The 13,555-nt window shown below is 69.0% G+C and carries 13 protein-coding genes; 3 read left to right on the top strand and 10 right to left on the bottom strand.

The features are described 5' to 3' along the window. Window positions 1–4 precede the first annotated feature (4 nt). A complete protein-coding gene (locus tag DDE23_RS09060; protein WP_107750961.1) occupies window positions 5–1,879 on the bottom strand; it encodes a TRAP transporter large permease in 1,875 nt (624 codons plus the stop codon). A 10-nt stretch (window positions 1,880–1,889) separates the two neighbouring features. Then, entirely contained in the window at window positions 1,890–2,918 is a 1,029-nt protein-coding gene (locus DDE23_RS09055; RefSeq protein ID WP_107750960.1) for a TRAP transporter substrate-binding protein, read from the bottom strand. A gap of 149 nt (window positions 2,919–3,067) precedes the next feature. Between DDE23_RS09055 and DDE23_RS09050 the strand changes: the two genes are divergently transcribed. Next, on the top strand, window positions 3,068–3,799 hold the full coding sequence (locus DDE23_RS09050; protein WP_107750959.1) for a GntR family transcriptional regulator: 732 nt from the start codon (window positions 3,068–3,070) through the stop codon (window positions 3,797–3,799). Window positions 3,800–3,922: 123 nt separating this feature from the next. Here the strand turns inward: DDE23_RS09050 and DDE23_RS25035 are convergent, their stop codons facing one another. From DDE23_RS25035 to DDE23_RS09020, 7 genes are all read right to left on the bottom strand, one after another. Continuing rightward, window positions 3,923–4,060: a hypothetical protein gene (locus tag DDE23_RS25035; RefSeq protein WP_157957994.1), complete on the bottom strand. Its 138-nt coding sequence runs from the start codon at window positions 4,058–4,060 to the stop codon at window positions 3,923–3,925. A 312-nt stretch (window positions 4,061–4,372) separates the two neighbouring features. Continuing rightward, complete coding sequence (locus tag DDE23_RS09045) at window positions 4,373–5,053, bottom strand: ABC transporter ATP-binding protein (protein WP_107750958.1); 681 nt, start codon at window positions 5,051–5,053, stop codon at window positions 4,373–4,375. Next, window positions 5,050–6,798, bottom strand: coding sequence for a branched-chain amino acid ABC transporter ATP-binding protein/permease (locus tag DDE23_RS09040; RefSeq protein ID WP_107750957.1), 1,749 nt, complete (start codon window positions 6,796–6,798; stop codon window positions 5,050–5,052). The genes DDE23_RS09045 and DDE23_RS09040 overlap by 4 nt, the downstream gene beginning before the upstream one ends. Next, window positions 6,776–7,633, bottom strand: coding sequence for a branched-chain amino acid ABC transporter permease (locus DDE23_RS09035; RefSeq protein WP_107750956.1), 858 nt, complete (start codon window positions 7,631–7,633; stop codon window positions 6,776–6,778). The genes DDE23_RS09040 and DDE23_RS09035 overlap by 23 nt, the downstream gene beginning before the upstream one ends. Next, window positions 7,630–8,760, bottom strand: coding sequence for a substrate-binding domain-containing protein (locus DDE23_RS09030; protein WP_107750955.1), 1,131 nt, complete (start codon window positions 8,758–8,760; stop codon window positions 7,630–7,632). Before DDE23_RS09030 ends, DDE23_RS09035 begins: the two co-directional genes overlap by 4 nt. A gap of 31 nt (window positions 8,761–8,791) precedes the next feature. Then, window positions 8,792–10,156, bottom strand: coding sequence for an indoleacetamide hydrolase (iaaH, locus tag DDE23_RS09025; protein WP_107750954.1), 1,365 nt, complete (start codon window positions 10,154–10,156; stop codon window positions 8,792–8,794). Between the two features lie 73 nt (window positions 10,157–10,229). Then, window positions 10,230–10,982 carry a helix-turn-helix transcriptional regulator gene (locus DDE23_RS09020; RefSeq protein WP_107750953.1) on the bottom strand — a complete coding sequence of 251 codons (753 nt, stop codon included), beginning with the start codon at window positions 10,980–10,982 and terminating at the stop codon, window positions 10,230–10,232. 632 nt (window positions 10,983–11,614) lie between these two features. Between DDE23_RS09020 and DDE23_RS09015 the strand changes: the two genes are divergently transcribed. Next, the gene (locus tag DDE23_RS09015) at window positions 11,615–12,331 is read left to right on the top strand and encodes a spermidine synthase (protein ID WP_107750952.1); all 717 of its coding nucleotides are present in this window, start codon (window positions 11,615–11,617) and stop codon (window positions 12,329–12,331) included. A gap of 30 nt (window positions 12,332–12,361) precedes the next feature. Here the strand turns inward: DDE23_RS09015 and DDE23_RS09010 are convergent, their stop codons facing one another. Then, window positions 12,362–12,703 carry a hypothetical protein gene (locus DDE23_RS09010; RefSeq protein ID WP_133239535.1) on the bottom strand — a complete coding sequence of 114 codons (342 nt, stop codon included), beginning with the start codon at window positions 12,701–12,703 and terminating at the stop codon, window positions 12,362–12,364. Here DDE23_RS09010 and DDE23_RS09005 point away from each other — a divergent pair. Further along, window positions 12,663–13,538, top strand: a complete 876-nt coding sequence (locus tag DDE23_RS09005; RefSeq protein ID WP_107750950.1) for a dioxygenase family protein — start codon at window positions 12,663–12,665, stop codon at window positions 13,536–13,538. The genes DDE23_RS09010 and DDE23_RS09005 overlap by 41 nt on opposite strands. Window positions 13,539–13,555: the final 17 nt, after the last annotated feature.

Here is a 13,555-nt window from a genome sequence, read left to right as displayed (position 1 = left end):
CCTTTCATTGTCCCAGCCAGCGCAGCGGGACCTGGGTCAGCGCCGGCACGAAGGCCACCAGCATCAGCACCACCAGCATCGCGGCAAGGAAGGGCAGAACGGCGCGGAAGGTGGCGACCTGATCGGCCCCGCCCGCCCGCGCGGTGGTGAAGATCAAGACCCCCAACGGCGGGGTCAGCGCGCCGATCACCAGGTTCATGACGATGACGAGGCCGAAGGTGATCGGATCGAACCCGGCCAGCACGACCAGCGGCACCAGGATCGGCACCAGGATCACCAGCGCCGCGATCATCTCCATGAAGAGGCCGACGATCAGCAGGAAGGCGTTGATCGCCAGCATCAGCAGCCACGGACGTTCGACCAGCACGGCGAGGCCCGCGGCGATGCGCTGCGGCACGCGCTCATAGGCCAGCACCCAGGCGAAGGGGGCGGCGGCGGCGATGATGACGACGATCACCACCGTGTCCATCATCGCCTCGCGCACGGCGGCGACCAGGGCGCGGCCGGTCAGCTTGCGATAGAGGAAGGCGCCACAGAAAAGGGCGTAGATCATGGCCACCGCCCCGGCCTCGGTCGCGGTGAAGACGCCAAAGCGGACGCCGCCGACGATCAGCACCGGCAGGATCAGCGCCGGGATCGCCATCACCAGCCCGCGCAGCCGGTCGCGGCCGCTGGCCTTGGGCATGTCGCCGCCGTACCCCCGCGCACGAGAGATGACATAGACCACCATCATCAGCGCCGCGGCCATCAGCAGGCCCGGCACCAGCGTGGCGACAAAAAGCGCCCCGACCGAGACCGAGGCCAGCGCGGCATAGATGATGAGGCCCAGCGACGGCGGGATCAGGTTGGCGAGCGTCGAGCCCGCGGCGGTCAGCGCCGCGGCGAAGGGCCGGTCATAGCCGCGCCGCGCCATTTCCGGCACCAAGAGTTTGGCGACGGTCGAGGCATCGGCGGTGGACGAGCCCGAAACGCCCGCCAGCATGGTGTTCGTCACCACATTGGCCTGCGCCAGCCCGCCCCGCAGATGGCCGACCAGCATCATCGCCAGCTCGATCAGCCGCGGCGTGATGCCGCCCACATTCATCACCGCCGCGGCAAGGATGAAGAAGGGGATCGCCAGCAGGGTGAAGGAATTGAGCGAGGCGCCCATGTTCTGCGCCAGCGTGACCAGCAGGATCGGGTTGGCCGAGGCGAAGGCGGTGAAGGTGCCGAGGATCAGCGAAAAGGCCACCGGCACGCCCAGAAGGATGGCGCCGAGCCCCACGCCCACCAGCACCCAAGGCCCCGAGGCCGGGGAATAGAGAAAGCCTGCGCCATGGCGGACGGACCAGTAGATCAGCCCGCCCAGGGCCAGGGTCCCCAGCCCCTGCAAGAAGCCGCGCCGCCCGTCGGGCCAGGCCAGGAAGAAGAGGTTCAGCGCCGCGCCGACCGGCACGGCCAGGAACAGGTATTTCATCGGCATCTGCAAGGCAGGCGAGGCGGCGATGGCGCGGTCCACGTAATCCATGCCGTGGATGACCAGCACCAGCGAGGCCGCGACCATCACCGCGAGGGTCACGAACTCCAGCCCCCGCCTGGCGCGCCCCGGCAGCAGCCGGGGCACCAGGTCGATGGCGATATGCGCCCCCCGTCCTGTGGCCAGCGCCATGCCCAGCATCACCGCCCAGGTGAACAGCCAGGTCGCCACCTCTTCCGGCCAGGGCAGGGCCGCGCGGAAGACATAGCGCATGACGACCTGCAGGCAGGCCACGCCCACGGCCCCCAGCAGCAGGGCGACGCAGGCGAATTCCACGCCCTGATCCACGCGGCGGCGCAGCATCGGGACGGGTCCGGGGTCAGGCGCCACCAGAGGGGCGCCTGCGGGGGATGCAGAAGTCATGCCGTCAATCTCAGCCCAGGGCGCGGATGGCGGCGATCATCTCGGCCGTTTCGGGACTGACCGATCCGAACTGTTCGAACAGGGGTTCGGTCCGTGCCTCCATCTGCGCCAGTTCGGCCTCGGGCAGGGCGAAGATCTCGACCCCCTGCGCGCGCAGCCCCTCCAGCGTCTGGTCGGCCAGCGCGCGGTTGACGCGGCGCTGCTCGGCAAAGGCCTCCTGCGCCGAGGAGCGGACCAGATCCTGCAGATCCTGCGGCAGGCTGTCCAGCCAGGCGGCGTTGACGCGCACGGCCTTCGGCAGGAACCAATGGCCGGTCAGCGTCAGATAGCGGGCCTGTTCGTAAAAGCGGAAGCCCTCGATCGAGAAGACATCCGAGTCGATGGCGTCGATGATCCCGGTCGAGAGCGCAGAATATTGCTCGGAATAGGGCAGCGGCGTCGGCGCGGCGCCCAGCAGCGACCAGAAATCGACCCAGATGCGCAGCTGCGGCACGCGGATCTTGAGCCCTTCCAGATCGGCCAGCGACTGCACCGGGCGCTTGGCCAGGATGTGGCGGAAGCCGGTCTCGCCGTAGGCCACGAATTCGACCCCGGTCTTTTCCCGGGCGATCTGCGAGGCGCGGCGACCGAGTTCGCCCTGCAGCACGGCGTCGACATGGGCCTCGTTCTTGTAGATGAAGCCCGGCGCCCCGCCCAAAGCGGCGATTTCGGGGGCGATGGCTTCCTCGCTGTCGGGACCGGCAGTGGTCACCTGAATGGTGCCGATCCGGCTGCCCTCCAGCGCCTCGGCCAGACCGCCCAGCTGCGCGGCGGGGAAATGCTGCGCGTCGATGCGGCCGCCCGAGCGGGTGTTCAGCATCTCGGTCCAGGCGTCGAAGGCGTTGGTGATCGGCGTTCCGATCCCCTCGGTATGCGCGATGCGGCAGGTATAGGTCTGCTGCGCCAGCCCGCGCGTCGCCAGCGCAGGCATGGCCAGCGCGGCGGCGCCGGTCGCCAGAAAGCTCCGGCGAGTCTGCCGGGTGAGCGTCTCGATGGTCATGGTCTCTCCTCCCTTGGCCCTTGGTGCGATCGAGGCGCGCAGGGCCTTCTCCCCCCTGCAGCCGTGGCTTGCCTCCCAACCACCATACCGGTATGTTGCATATCGGGCTCCCGTTGACAACCGCAAATCGTGCTGACAGGAACTGACTGATGCAGACCGCGCTTGAACCCACGAAACCCTTGGCCCCGCAGCTGATCGCGCTGCTGCGGCGGCGGATTGCGGCCATCGACCTGCCGCCCGGGTCAGCGCTGTCCGAGAAGGATATCGCGGCGCAATTCCGCGTCTCGCGCCAACCGGTGCGCGAGGCCTTCATCAAACTCTCGGAAGCCGGCCTTGTCGAGATCCGGCCCAGCCGCGGCACCTGGGTGATGAAGATCTCGGTGCGCGAGGTCTGCAATGCCCGCTTCGTGCGCGAGGCCATCGAAAGCGATCTGGCCCGTCACGCCGCCCGGCTGGCCACGCCGCAGCAGGTCGCCGCGCTGCAGGAGCTGATCGACCGACAGCGCGCGGCGGCCGAGGCGGGCGATTTCGCCGGGTTCAACCTGCTGGACGAGACGTTTCACGGCACGATCACCGATACGCTGGGCAATGATTTCGCCCTGCGCATCGTCGATTCCGCCCGGTTCCAGACCGACCGCGTGCGGCTGCTGTCGCTGCCCAATGCCACGCCGATGAAGGTGCTGATCGGCCAGCATCAGGCGATCCTCGACTGCATCGCCCGGCGCGATGGCGAGGGCGCGGCCGAGGCGATGCGCCGCCATCTGCGCGAGATCCTGCTGGCGCTCCCCAGCATCGCCGCGGCCCATCCCGAATATTTCTCGGACACCGACCTGCCCGATCACGCCAAATCGCTGGTTCCCCGCGACATGCCCACGGACTGAGGGGCGACCAAGGCGGCGCCGGATGGCCCGGCGGAGGCCGTTCCGGGGAACTTCGGGCGCAGCCAGCGGGCGGGGGCATTGACCGCCATCCATCTACCACCGCCAGCGTATCGGCGATCGGGATCAGTACACCCCGAGGCCCGAGAGCAGCACCGCGCTCATTCCTTCGCGGTCGCCGACATCGGTGTGTTCGGCGAGGAGGAAGGCGGGACAGGGGACGTTGCGGCCCCGGAAAGCCGTGGTGCAAAAGGTGTGTGCCACGAACGCTCCGGTCTGCGGGTCAAGATCGGTTGGGAAAGAACGGCGCCGACCGCTCCATCGGCTCGTCGGCCAGCCAGAAGAACTGCTTGTCAGCACCCCCCGGTCGATCCGGGCGCTTGAACCATCCAGCCCGGGCGGGCTCAGGGCGATGAACGGGTCCTGGCCCTGGGGGCTGTTCAATTGGCGCCTTCCGCGCCTCCGCCCTTTCCCGGTGCGGCCATAGCGCGGTGGAGCGGTTCGGGTTCGGAGCCGCCGGGCGCGTGACAGGGGCAGCCCACGCGCCGCAGACGCGAAGCCCGCCGCCGGACACGCCTAGATCTCAAGCGCGGCAAGCACCGCCTCCCGGGCGATGTCCGCCCGTTCCAGCGTGAAGGTGAAGCCCTTTGTGTCGAGCGCGTGCACCCGGTCGGCGATCGAGACGATCATCGACACGTTCTGCTCCAGAAGCAGGATGGCGGCGCCAGCCGCCTTCCGGGCGGTGATCTCCGCCTGCATCCGCTGGATGTTCTCGGGCTGAACACCTTCCGAGGGCTCATCCAGGACCAGGACCTTGCCGTTTCCCAGCATGGCCCGGGCGAATCCCAGGATCTTGCGCTCGCCGCCGGACATGGAGCCGGCCCGCTGGGCCATCCGTTCGCCCAGCCGGGGGAAGGTCTGCGCGATGCGGGCGATCTGGTCGGGGGTGCCGCCGGTCAGGTGCAGGTTCTCGCGCACGCTCAGCGTATCGAACACCATGCCGGTCTGTGGCATGGTCACGATGCCGCGCCGCGCCCTGGCATGGGCAGGAAGCCCGCCGATCTCGTATCCCGCCAGCCGGATCGCGCCGCCCTGCAGCGGCAGCTCGCCCGCGATCAGCCGGGCGAGCGTGGTCTTGCCGGTTCCGTTGCGGCCGACGATGGCCGTGATCTGACCGGCGGGCAGCGCGAGCGACAGGTCCCGATGCACCAACGTATCGCCATAGCCGCCGGTGATCGCCTCCAGCTGCAGGGTCATTTGTGGCCCCCCGCATAGACGGCTGCGACCAGCGGATCCCGGCGGACCTCGGCCAGGGAGCCGGTGGCAAGCGTCCGGCCCTGGTGGAGGACCGCGACCTCGTCGGCCAGGGCATCGACCAGATGCATGTCATGCTCGATGACGACGATGGCCGCGCCGGTCTGCTGCTGGTAGTCGCGCGCCAGACGCACCATCAGCTGGGTCTCGGCGGGTGACATGCCGGCGGCGGGCTCGTCCAGCATCACCAGCCGCGGTTCGGGGCTGAGGGTCATGGCAAGCTCCAGGAACTGACGGTGGCCCTGCGGCAGATGCCCGGCGTCCTTGTCGAGACCCGCGGCGAGGGGCACCTCGGGATCGGCCAGAAGGCGCGCCACCGGCGGCGTCTGCCAGCGAAGGGGCGATGGACGCAGGGCGTCGAGGCCGCGCATCCGCCCGGCCAGCGCGGCGAGTTGCAGGTTCTCGCGCAGGGTCAGCGCACCGAAAACGGTCGGGATCTGCATCTTGCGCGCGATGCCGTGATCCAGCATCTGCCACGTGGCTTTGCCGCCAAGCGACACCGCGCCCAGGGTGATCTGCCCCGACTGGACCGGCAGCCGCGCCGTCACCGCGTTCAGCATCGTGGTCTTGCCCGCACCATTGGGGCCGATCACGCAGAGAATGCCTGCCTCGGGCAGCGCCAGGCTCAGCCGGTCGAGGATGCGGATGCCGCCTGCGCTCAGCCCGACATCGCAAAGCCGGAGCGGGCCGCGCGCCGCCGCCGCCCGCGAGGGTGGCGCGGGCAAGGGCGGCGCATCGCGCCTGCGCCGGGTCAGGCCGAGCCGCGCGATGCCCCGATGGATCAGGTCCATCGCCCCGCCGGGTTGCAGCAGCACGACCAGCAGGAAGACCGCGGCCACACCGACCTCCCACCAGGCGACGGTATCCCTCAGCGCCGACGAGGCCCAGCCGATGGCCACCGCCCCCAGCAGCGGCCCGAGCGGCGAGAAGCGCCCGCCGACCGCCGCCCAGATCACCAGTTCGGCCGAAAGCATGAAGCCGATGGCCTGCGGCGTGACGATCCCCTGATGGCTGGCGTAGAGCGATCCGGCCAGCGCGCCGATCCCCGCCGATCCGGCAAAGGCCCAGGCCTTGACCCGGTGGGGCGCAAAGCCCAGCAACTCAAGCCGTTCCTCCTGAGCGACCAGCCCGCGCAGGATCAGACCGGCAGGCAGGCGCTCGATCAGCGTCAGCGACAGGGTCACCGCGACCACGAGGGCAACGATGACGGGATAAAGGCCCCCGAACGGGTCCAGACCCGCGAGCGGCGGATAGCCGGAGAAGCCGTTGAACCCGCCGGTCAGCGCCGGCGTGGTCTCGGCGATCTGGGCCGCGATCAGGACCAGCGCCAGCGTCACCAGCGAGAAGCCGGGCCCCGACCCCATCCGCCCGCGAAACAGCAGCAGCGCGATGCCGAAGGCCAAGGCCGCGCAGAGCAGCGCGATCAGCGCCATGGCCGCCAGATTGACCCAGAGCGCGCCCTCCGTGGCCTTCAGCACCGCCGCCGCCCCATAGGCGCCCAGCCCGAAGAAGAGCGCATTGCCCAGGGGCAGGAAACCGCCCCGCCCCCAGGCGAAGCCCACGCCCTGGGCTGCAACGCCGTAGAGGAGGAAAAGCCCGATCTGCCACGCCAGAAAGTCGCCCCCCAGCCACGGCACCAGCAGGAGCCCGGCGGCGAGGGCCAGGTTAACGGTGACGATAGAGCCCATCCGGACGCCTCCAGAGAAACAGGATCGCCAGGATCAGCACGCCGAGATAGCCCGCCGTCTGGCTGAGATAGGCGCTGAGCCCCGCCTGCAGCCCGCCGATGACCGCGGCACCGACCGCCAGCCCCTCGAGCGTGCCGAGCCCGCCCACGATCAGGGTGAAGAAGGACCGGATCAGCGCATCGAGCCCCATGCCGGGATAGACGCTGAGCGTCGGCGCTAGCAACAGCCCCGCCAGCCCGGCCAGCAGACACCCTGCGACGAAAGCCCCGGCGGAAAGGCGCGCGGTGTTGATCCCCGCGCCCTCGGCCAGCGTGGGGTTGTCAACCATCGCCCGCAGCTTCAGCCCGGTCAGGCTGCGTCGATACCAGAGCCAGAGCGCCAGAAACCCCGCCGCCACCAGCCCGATCACCAGCAACCGGTAGCTGGGATAGCCGACAGTCCCGATCTGGGTGACCCCCTCGAATGGCAGGGGCACGTTGCGGAACTGGGGACCGAAGGCCAGTTCCGCCCCCTCGCGCATCAGGATCGACAGGGCCCAGGTCGCCAGCAGGCTGTCGAACATGCGCGCATAGAGATGGCGGATGACAAGCCGCTCGACGATCAGCGCGGTCAGGCCCACCATCAGCAGGCAGACCGGAATTGCCGCGAGCGGGGGCAGGCCCCATTGCGCGGTCAAGACGGGGGCATAGGCGCCCAGCATGACGAAGTCGCCATGCGCCATGTTCATGATGCGCAAGAGCCCGAACACCAGCCCGAGCCCCAGCGCCAGAAGCGCCAGGGCCGCAATCTGCCAGGTCGCGTTCAGCGCGAACAGGACCAGCGCATCGCTGCTCACGGGCAGGTCACGCCGGAGGGCACGCTGTCGAAGCGGGTCACCACCTCGAAGGCGCCGGACGAGCCATCGGCCAGGAAGATCGTCTGCGCCACATGGTTGCCATCGAGGACCGCCTCGCCGCGCGGCGAGGAGAAGGCGGTGCCATCCGCCACCGCCGCCACAGCGGCCGCGTCGAGCGAGCCCGCGGCATTGCTCAGCGCGGCCAGAAGCATCAGCCCGTCATAAATCGATTCCCCCATCCCGTTGGGCTGAGCGGCGTCCGACCCGAAGGTGGCGCCGAGCCGGGCGGCATAGTCGCGGGCGGCGTCGCTATCGATCCCGGCGAAATACCCCATCGAGGCAAAGAGCCGGTTGGCATTGGCGCTGCCGATCCCGGCCAGGGTGTTCTCCTCGATCAGGGTGCCCAGCCGCAGCGCCTGCTGGTCCAGACCGAAGGCCGAATAGGCGATGTTGAAGCCGACCGAATCGCCGCCGACCAGCGTCACCAGCACCGCATCCGCGCCCGAGCTGCGGATCCGCCCCAGCGAGGCGTCGAAATCCGACGCCCCGAGCGGTACGTATTCCTCGCCCACGACCGTCCCGCCCGAGGCCGCGATGATCTCCTGCGCGGCGGCGTTGGTGTCGCGCGGCCAGTTGTAATCGTTGCCGATCAGATACCAGCGGCTCACCCCTTCATTCTCGGCCAGCCAGGGGATGACCGGTGCCAGCTGCTGGGCCGGGGTCTCGCCGGTGACATAGGTGCCGGTCGCGCATTCCCCGCCTTCGTAGACGGCGGTGTAGACATAGGGGAGTTGACCGCGCAATTGCCCGGTGATGGCGGCGCGGACCGCGCTGTCATGCATGCCGACGAAGCCTTGCACGCCGTCGGACCGCCAGAGCCGTTGGACCGCCTGCACCGCCTGCGCGGGGGGTACGCCCACATCGGCGAAGATCAGCTCCACGGGTTCGCCGTTGATGCCGCCAGCCGCGTTGATGTCCTCGGCGGCAAGCGCCGCCGCCTGCCGCGCCGAGGGGCCGAACAGCCCCGCGGGGCCGCTGTCGGGAACCAGCACGCCGATCCGGACCTCGGCCAGTGCCGTTCCGCCCATGAGCCCGGCGATCGCTGTCGAAATGAGCAGTCGTTTCATGTCTTTCTCCCTGTTCTTGTTGATATCGGCGTCAGTGGGCCAGGATCACCTCCAGCCGCGCCGCGATGGCCAGAAGCGCGCGGTCCTGTCCGGCGAGGCCGTCGAGCTCCAGCCCGACGGGCAGGCCCGCGCCCGGCAGCGGCAGGCTGATCCCCGGCACCCCCATGACCGAGCCATGGTCGGTGTTGCGGATGTAGGTGGCGAAGGTCGGCAGGTCGGCGCCGTTCAGGCGCACGACCTCATCGGCGCCGATGGGGCGGGCGCGCAGCGGCGTGGTGGGGAACAGCGCGCCGTGCAATTCGTGGGTGGCAAACCAGGCAGCCCAGTTGCGCTGCATCGCCGGGCGGTGCACATCCAGCGCGGCACGCCAGGCGGCCTGCGGCATCGCGCCCTCGCCGAGCTGGCTTTCGAGGATGGCCCTTACATCCGGCGAGGCAACGCCCGCCATCAGCGCGTCGAAATCGACGCCGCGCGCGGCGCAATAGACGGGCAGTTCCTGCATCGTCTCGTAGAGCACGATCGGAAAGGACGCCGCCGCGTCATCGGCCCAGAGATCCTCGGGGTCGGTTTCGATCAGCGTGACCCCGGCTGCGGCGAGGCTGACCAACGCCGCCTCGCAGCGGTCGGCGACCTCGGGCTCCAGTGCCTCCCACAGCACCCGGCGCGGCACGCCGAGGCGCAGGACAGAGGCATCCGGCAGCGCCGGCGACGACGATTGGCCGGCCAACACCGCGTCCAGCAGGGCGACATCGGCGACGCTGCCGCCCATCGGTCCGATGGTGTCGCGGGTCGAGGTCAGGGGGACGACACCGCCAGCGGGATAGCGTCCGGTGGTGGGACGGAACCCGACGATCCCGCAGAGCGCGGCCGGAACACGGGTGGAGCCTCCGGTGTCGGTGCCCAGCCCCGCAGGCACGATGCCCGCCGCGATCGCCGCCGCCGTGCCGCCCGAGGAGCCGCCGGCGATGAGGGCGGGGTCATGCGGGTTGCGGACCGGGCCGAAGACGCCGTTGTTCGAGGTGATGCCGAAGGCCAGCTCGTGCAGATTGGTCTTGCCCGCAACCAGCGCCCCGGCCGCGCGCAGCCGGGCCAGCGCCGGCGCATCCGCCGCGGCCGGTCCCTTCAGGGCCCCCGTTCCACCGGTGGTCGGCAGATCGGCGGTGTCGATGTTGTCCTTGATCGCCAGCGCCGCGCCCTCCAGAACGCCCGCCTGTCCTGCGGCGCGGCGGGCATCGCTGCGACGAGCGGCGGCGCGCAGGGCCTCGGGGTCGAGCGTGATGAAGGCGCCCAGATCGGCCCTCTCGGCCGCGCGCTCCAGCACGCTCTCGGCGTGCGATTGTGCGCTCAGCGCGCCGCTTTCCAGCGCGATCAGGGTCTCGGACAGGGAAGGGGGCATGGCGATCTCCGGGTCAGTGACCCGAAGTATGCGGAGGCGCCGCCCCCGCCACCATCATCACAAATGATGAGATTCAGCGCCGCGACCGCGCCAGGATGGACCCAAGCTGGCTGCGCCGCTGCGCCCCGGTCTTGCGAAAGATCGAGCCGACATGCGTGCGGAGCGTGGGTTTCGAGATGCACAGGATCTGGACGACGTCCTCGTCGGACAGGCCCGAGACCAGCATGTCCGCGATTTCCGCCTCGCGCTGGGTCAGCTCCCAGATGTCCGGGCATTGCGCGAAGCGCCGGGCACCCGCGCCGCCGTTCAGGCGGTTCGCCCGCGTCAGCGCGTTCACCAGGCTCGGCCCGATGGCATCGACCAGCATGGCGTCGCGGGCGGTGAAATCCTCCTTGCGCTGCGAGCGCCAGATGCGCAGGTCACCGATGTCTTCGCCGCAGTCCCGGGCGAAATAGTTTATCCCGTAATAGAGGCCGTCCTTGAACAGGAAATCGTTGAAGAACTCGGTCCGCCTCAGCCGGTCATGGGGCATGATGGCGCTGACCGGCGTGGCGCGCCGACGGCGCTGCAGGGTCGGCGTGATCGGGTCGTGGAACTGGTAATGGCCCTCGTAACGCGACAGGTTGTCGGGCGTCATGTTGATGTCGACGCCTGCGACATAGCGCTGCGCCTCGTCGTCCCAGACATAAGAGGCGAAGAAATCGGCGTCGAGCAGCTCCAGCAGCCACCGTCCCACCCGCTTGCGCACCTCGTCATGGGCAAACTCGCCCGACAGCTCGCGCATGATGGCAAAGATCAGATCTGCTTCGCGGTGCGAGAGGTTCAACACGATCTCCCTGTCCTTGTCGGGGACGATAGACCGGTTTGAAGATTCGGATCAATGTGGAGAGGAGCAGCGCCCGGTGCAAGGCGTGACCTTGCTCCGCCGGGGCACGGCATCTGGCGCAGGAGAGCCCGGGCTGCTGCGTGAGACGCCGCTTTTGACGGGCGCTTTCTGCCCGTGAGACAAGGCTCTGCGCACGGGCGCGACACGGGCCCCGGTGGTCGCCGCGTCGCAGGAAATCCGCTCCGCCGTCCGGCGCCGCACGGGCCCTGAACCCGGCGTCACGGCTCCGGCGCTTCTTCGGCTTCTGATCTCCTTGTCCCAGAAGACCAGAACACCCCGGATCGGTGTTTTCTCGTTGTCCGATCTTCGCCGGGACGCTCGCGCAGGTTCCCTGCATGCGGATCGGCGCTGAGACGCCCGCCCCGCCATTGCCCCGGGCGAGGCGTTGAGGCACAAGGGCGCCCATGAGTTACGATCATGACAGCCTTTACAGCGCGGTGCTCTTCCCGCTGCTGATCGGGACCACGGCACGCCATGTGTCCGGGTTGCCTGTGCGCTGATCGTCGGGCAACCCCAAACCATTCCCTTGCAACAGACCACAGCGGCACCCTGACGGGGCCGAGGGATATGTCATGACACTCTGGACCGAACTGGCCCGCGCCTCGACCGAGGCGGGCGACGACATCATTTTGCGTCAACGCGATGATATCTACGAAATCCGCTTCAACGGCATCGAATTGATGTCGAACATCATGTGGCGCTCCGAAGCGGTGCTGTCCGAGCGCAGCCTGCGGCGGCTCGAGGACATGCGTCAACCGCGCGTCCTGGTCGGAGGGCTCGGCATGGGGTTCACCCTGCGCGCCGCGCTCGACCTCACGGGACCCGGCGCGCAGGTCACGGTCTGCGAGTTGATCCCGGCGATCGCCGAGTGGAACCGCGGCATTCTGGCGCCGCTGGCCGGTCATCCGCTCAACGATCCGCGCGTCGACCTGCGGGTCATGGATGTCATGGACCTTCTGAACGACAGCGAAGCCGGTTTCGACGTCATCTTGATGGATACCGACAACGGGCCGGATTTCCTGGTGCGCGGCGACAACCAGCGGCTTTACGAACGCAACGGCCTGAACGCAGTGCGCGATGCGCTGCGGCCGGGCGGGATCGCCGCCTTCTGGTCGGCCGAGATCTCGGATCCCTTCGAGGACCGGCTCAGCGAACAGGGCTGGGACTGGCAGCGCGAGGATGTTCAGCTCCCCGGCGGGCGGGTGGATGCCTTCCACCATATCTATCTGGCCCGACAGGCGGCCATGGCGCCTGCCTCGGCCCGGCTGGCTCTGGCAGGCCGTCCCTAGCGCGCCCGTGATCGGTTCCGACGGGGCGGCTCACGCCGCGACACCGCACCAATCGCACAGGGTGCCGGCGATCACCGCGCGGCATTCAACACGCTGGCTGATCGAGACACGCTCGGTCGGTTGACGGGCAAAGGCGGGATCACCCGGGCCGAAGTCGACGCTCGGCGTGTTGCCCAGCGTCGTCCGCAGTAACCACGGATACCGCCCGCTCAGGCGGCGCGCCCAGACCGGATCGGGTATTGCATCATACCCCGGGTCCGTCTGGTCGCGGCCCGGCCCATCGTGCAAGCCTTCGCGCGCATCACGCACCGAAATTCCGGAGGAGGAACTCATGCGCACAATGACCGTCGACACCGTGACCGATACCGTCATCGCATCCCTGGGACGCCACGACACGATCTCGGCCCGCCAGCGCGAGATCATGGAGGCTCTGATTACCCATCTGCACGGCTTCTGCAAAGACGTGAAGCTGACCCATGGCGAGTTCCTGCAGGCCTGCGACTTCCTCGCCCGTGCCGGGCAGACCTGCTCGGACAAGCGGCAGGAATTCATCCTTCTGGGCGACATCCTCGGGGTCGAGGTGCTGGTCGACATGCTGTCGAACCCGGTCGAAGGCCCCGAGACGGTCTCGACCGTTCTTGGCCCCTTCTTCCGCCAGAACGCGCCGATCCTGCCCAAGGGCGCCTCGACCGTGCAGGCCGCGTTTGACGGGCAGGAAACCGTGCTGGTCGAAGGTCATGTCCGCGACACCGAGGGGCGGCCGGTCGCCGGGGCCATCATCGACGTCTGGGAAGACGCGCCGAACGGGCTTTACGAGAACCACGATCCGAACCAGCCCGACTACAACCTGCGCGGCCGCTTCGAGACCGACGCCCAGGGACATTACGCCTTCCAGGCGATCCGGCCGGTCCCCTACCCGATCCCCGGCGACGAGACCGCAGGCGAGCTGATCCGCTACATGGGCCATCATTGCATGCGCCCCGGGCACCTGCACATGATGGTCACGCGCGAAGGCTTCCGCCCGCTCATCTCGCAGATCTACGATTCGAGCAGCGCGCATCTGGACGAGGATTCGGTCTTTGCCGTCAAGGAGGAACTGATCGGCGAATTCCGCAAGGCCCCGGCCGGCGCGGACACCGACCTGCTTCTCACCTTCGATTTCGTCCTGCCGCGCGCCGCAAACGCCGTCGGCGTGGCTGCCGAATGACCTGACAGACAGCCGCG

It is taken from the genome of Pararhodobacter aggregans, from assembly GCF_003075525.1.
Classification (GTDB): Bacteria; Pseudomonadota; Alphaproteobacteria; order Rhodobacterales; family Rhodobacteraceae; genus Pararhodobacter; species Pararhodobacter aggregans.
This window is presented reverse-complemented; position numbering and strand designations above follow the sequence as displayed.

Bases quoted from the DNA above. Each gene is read 5' to 3' on its own strand.
- DDE23_RS09010 (WP_133239535.1), bottom strand. From the start codon at position 12,703: ATGACGGTATCGGTCACGGTGTCGACGGTCATTGTGCGCATGAGTTCC.
- DDE23_RS09050 (WP_107750959.1), top strand. From the start codon at position 3,068: ATGCAGACCGCGCTTGAACCCACGAAACCCTTGGCCCCGCAGCTGATC.
- DDE23_RS09045 (WP_107750958.1), bottom strand. From the start codon at position 5,053: ATGACCCTGCAGCTGGAGGCGATCACCGGCGGCTATGGCGATACGTTG.
- DDE23_RS09055 (WP_107750960.1), bottom strand. From the start codon at position 2,918: ATGACCATCGAGACGCTCACCCGGCAGACTCGCCGGAGCTTTCTGGCG.
- DDE23_RS09060 (WP_107750961.1), bottom strand. From the start codon at position 1,879: ATGACTTCTGCATCCCCCGCAGGCGCCCCTCTGGTGGCGCCTGACCCC.
- iaaH (WP_107750954.1), bottom strand. From the start codon at position 10,156: ATGCCCCCTTCCCTGTCCGAGACCCTGATCGCGCTGGAAAGCGGCGCG.
- DDE23_RS09040 (WP_107750957.1), bottom strand. From the start codon at position 6,798: ATGGGCTCTATCGTCACCGTTAACCTGGCCCTCGCCGCCGGGCTCCTG.
- DDE23_RS09015 (WP_107750952.1), top strand. From the start codon at position 11,615: ATGACACTCTGGACCGAACTGGCCCGCGCCTCGACCGAGGCGGGCGAC.
- DDE23_RS09030 (WP_107750955.1), bottom strand. From the start codon at position 8,760: ATGAAACGACTGCTCATTTCGACAGCGATCGCCGGGCTCATGGGCGGA.
- DDE23_RS09005 (WP_107750950.1), top strand. From the start codon at position 12,663: ATGCGCACAATGACCGTCGACACCGTGACCGATACCGTCATCGCATCC.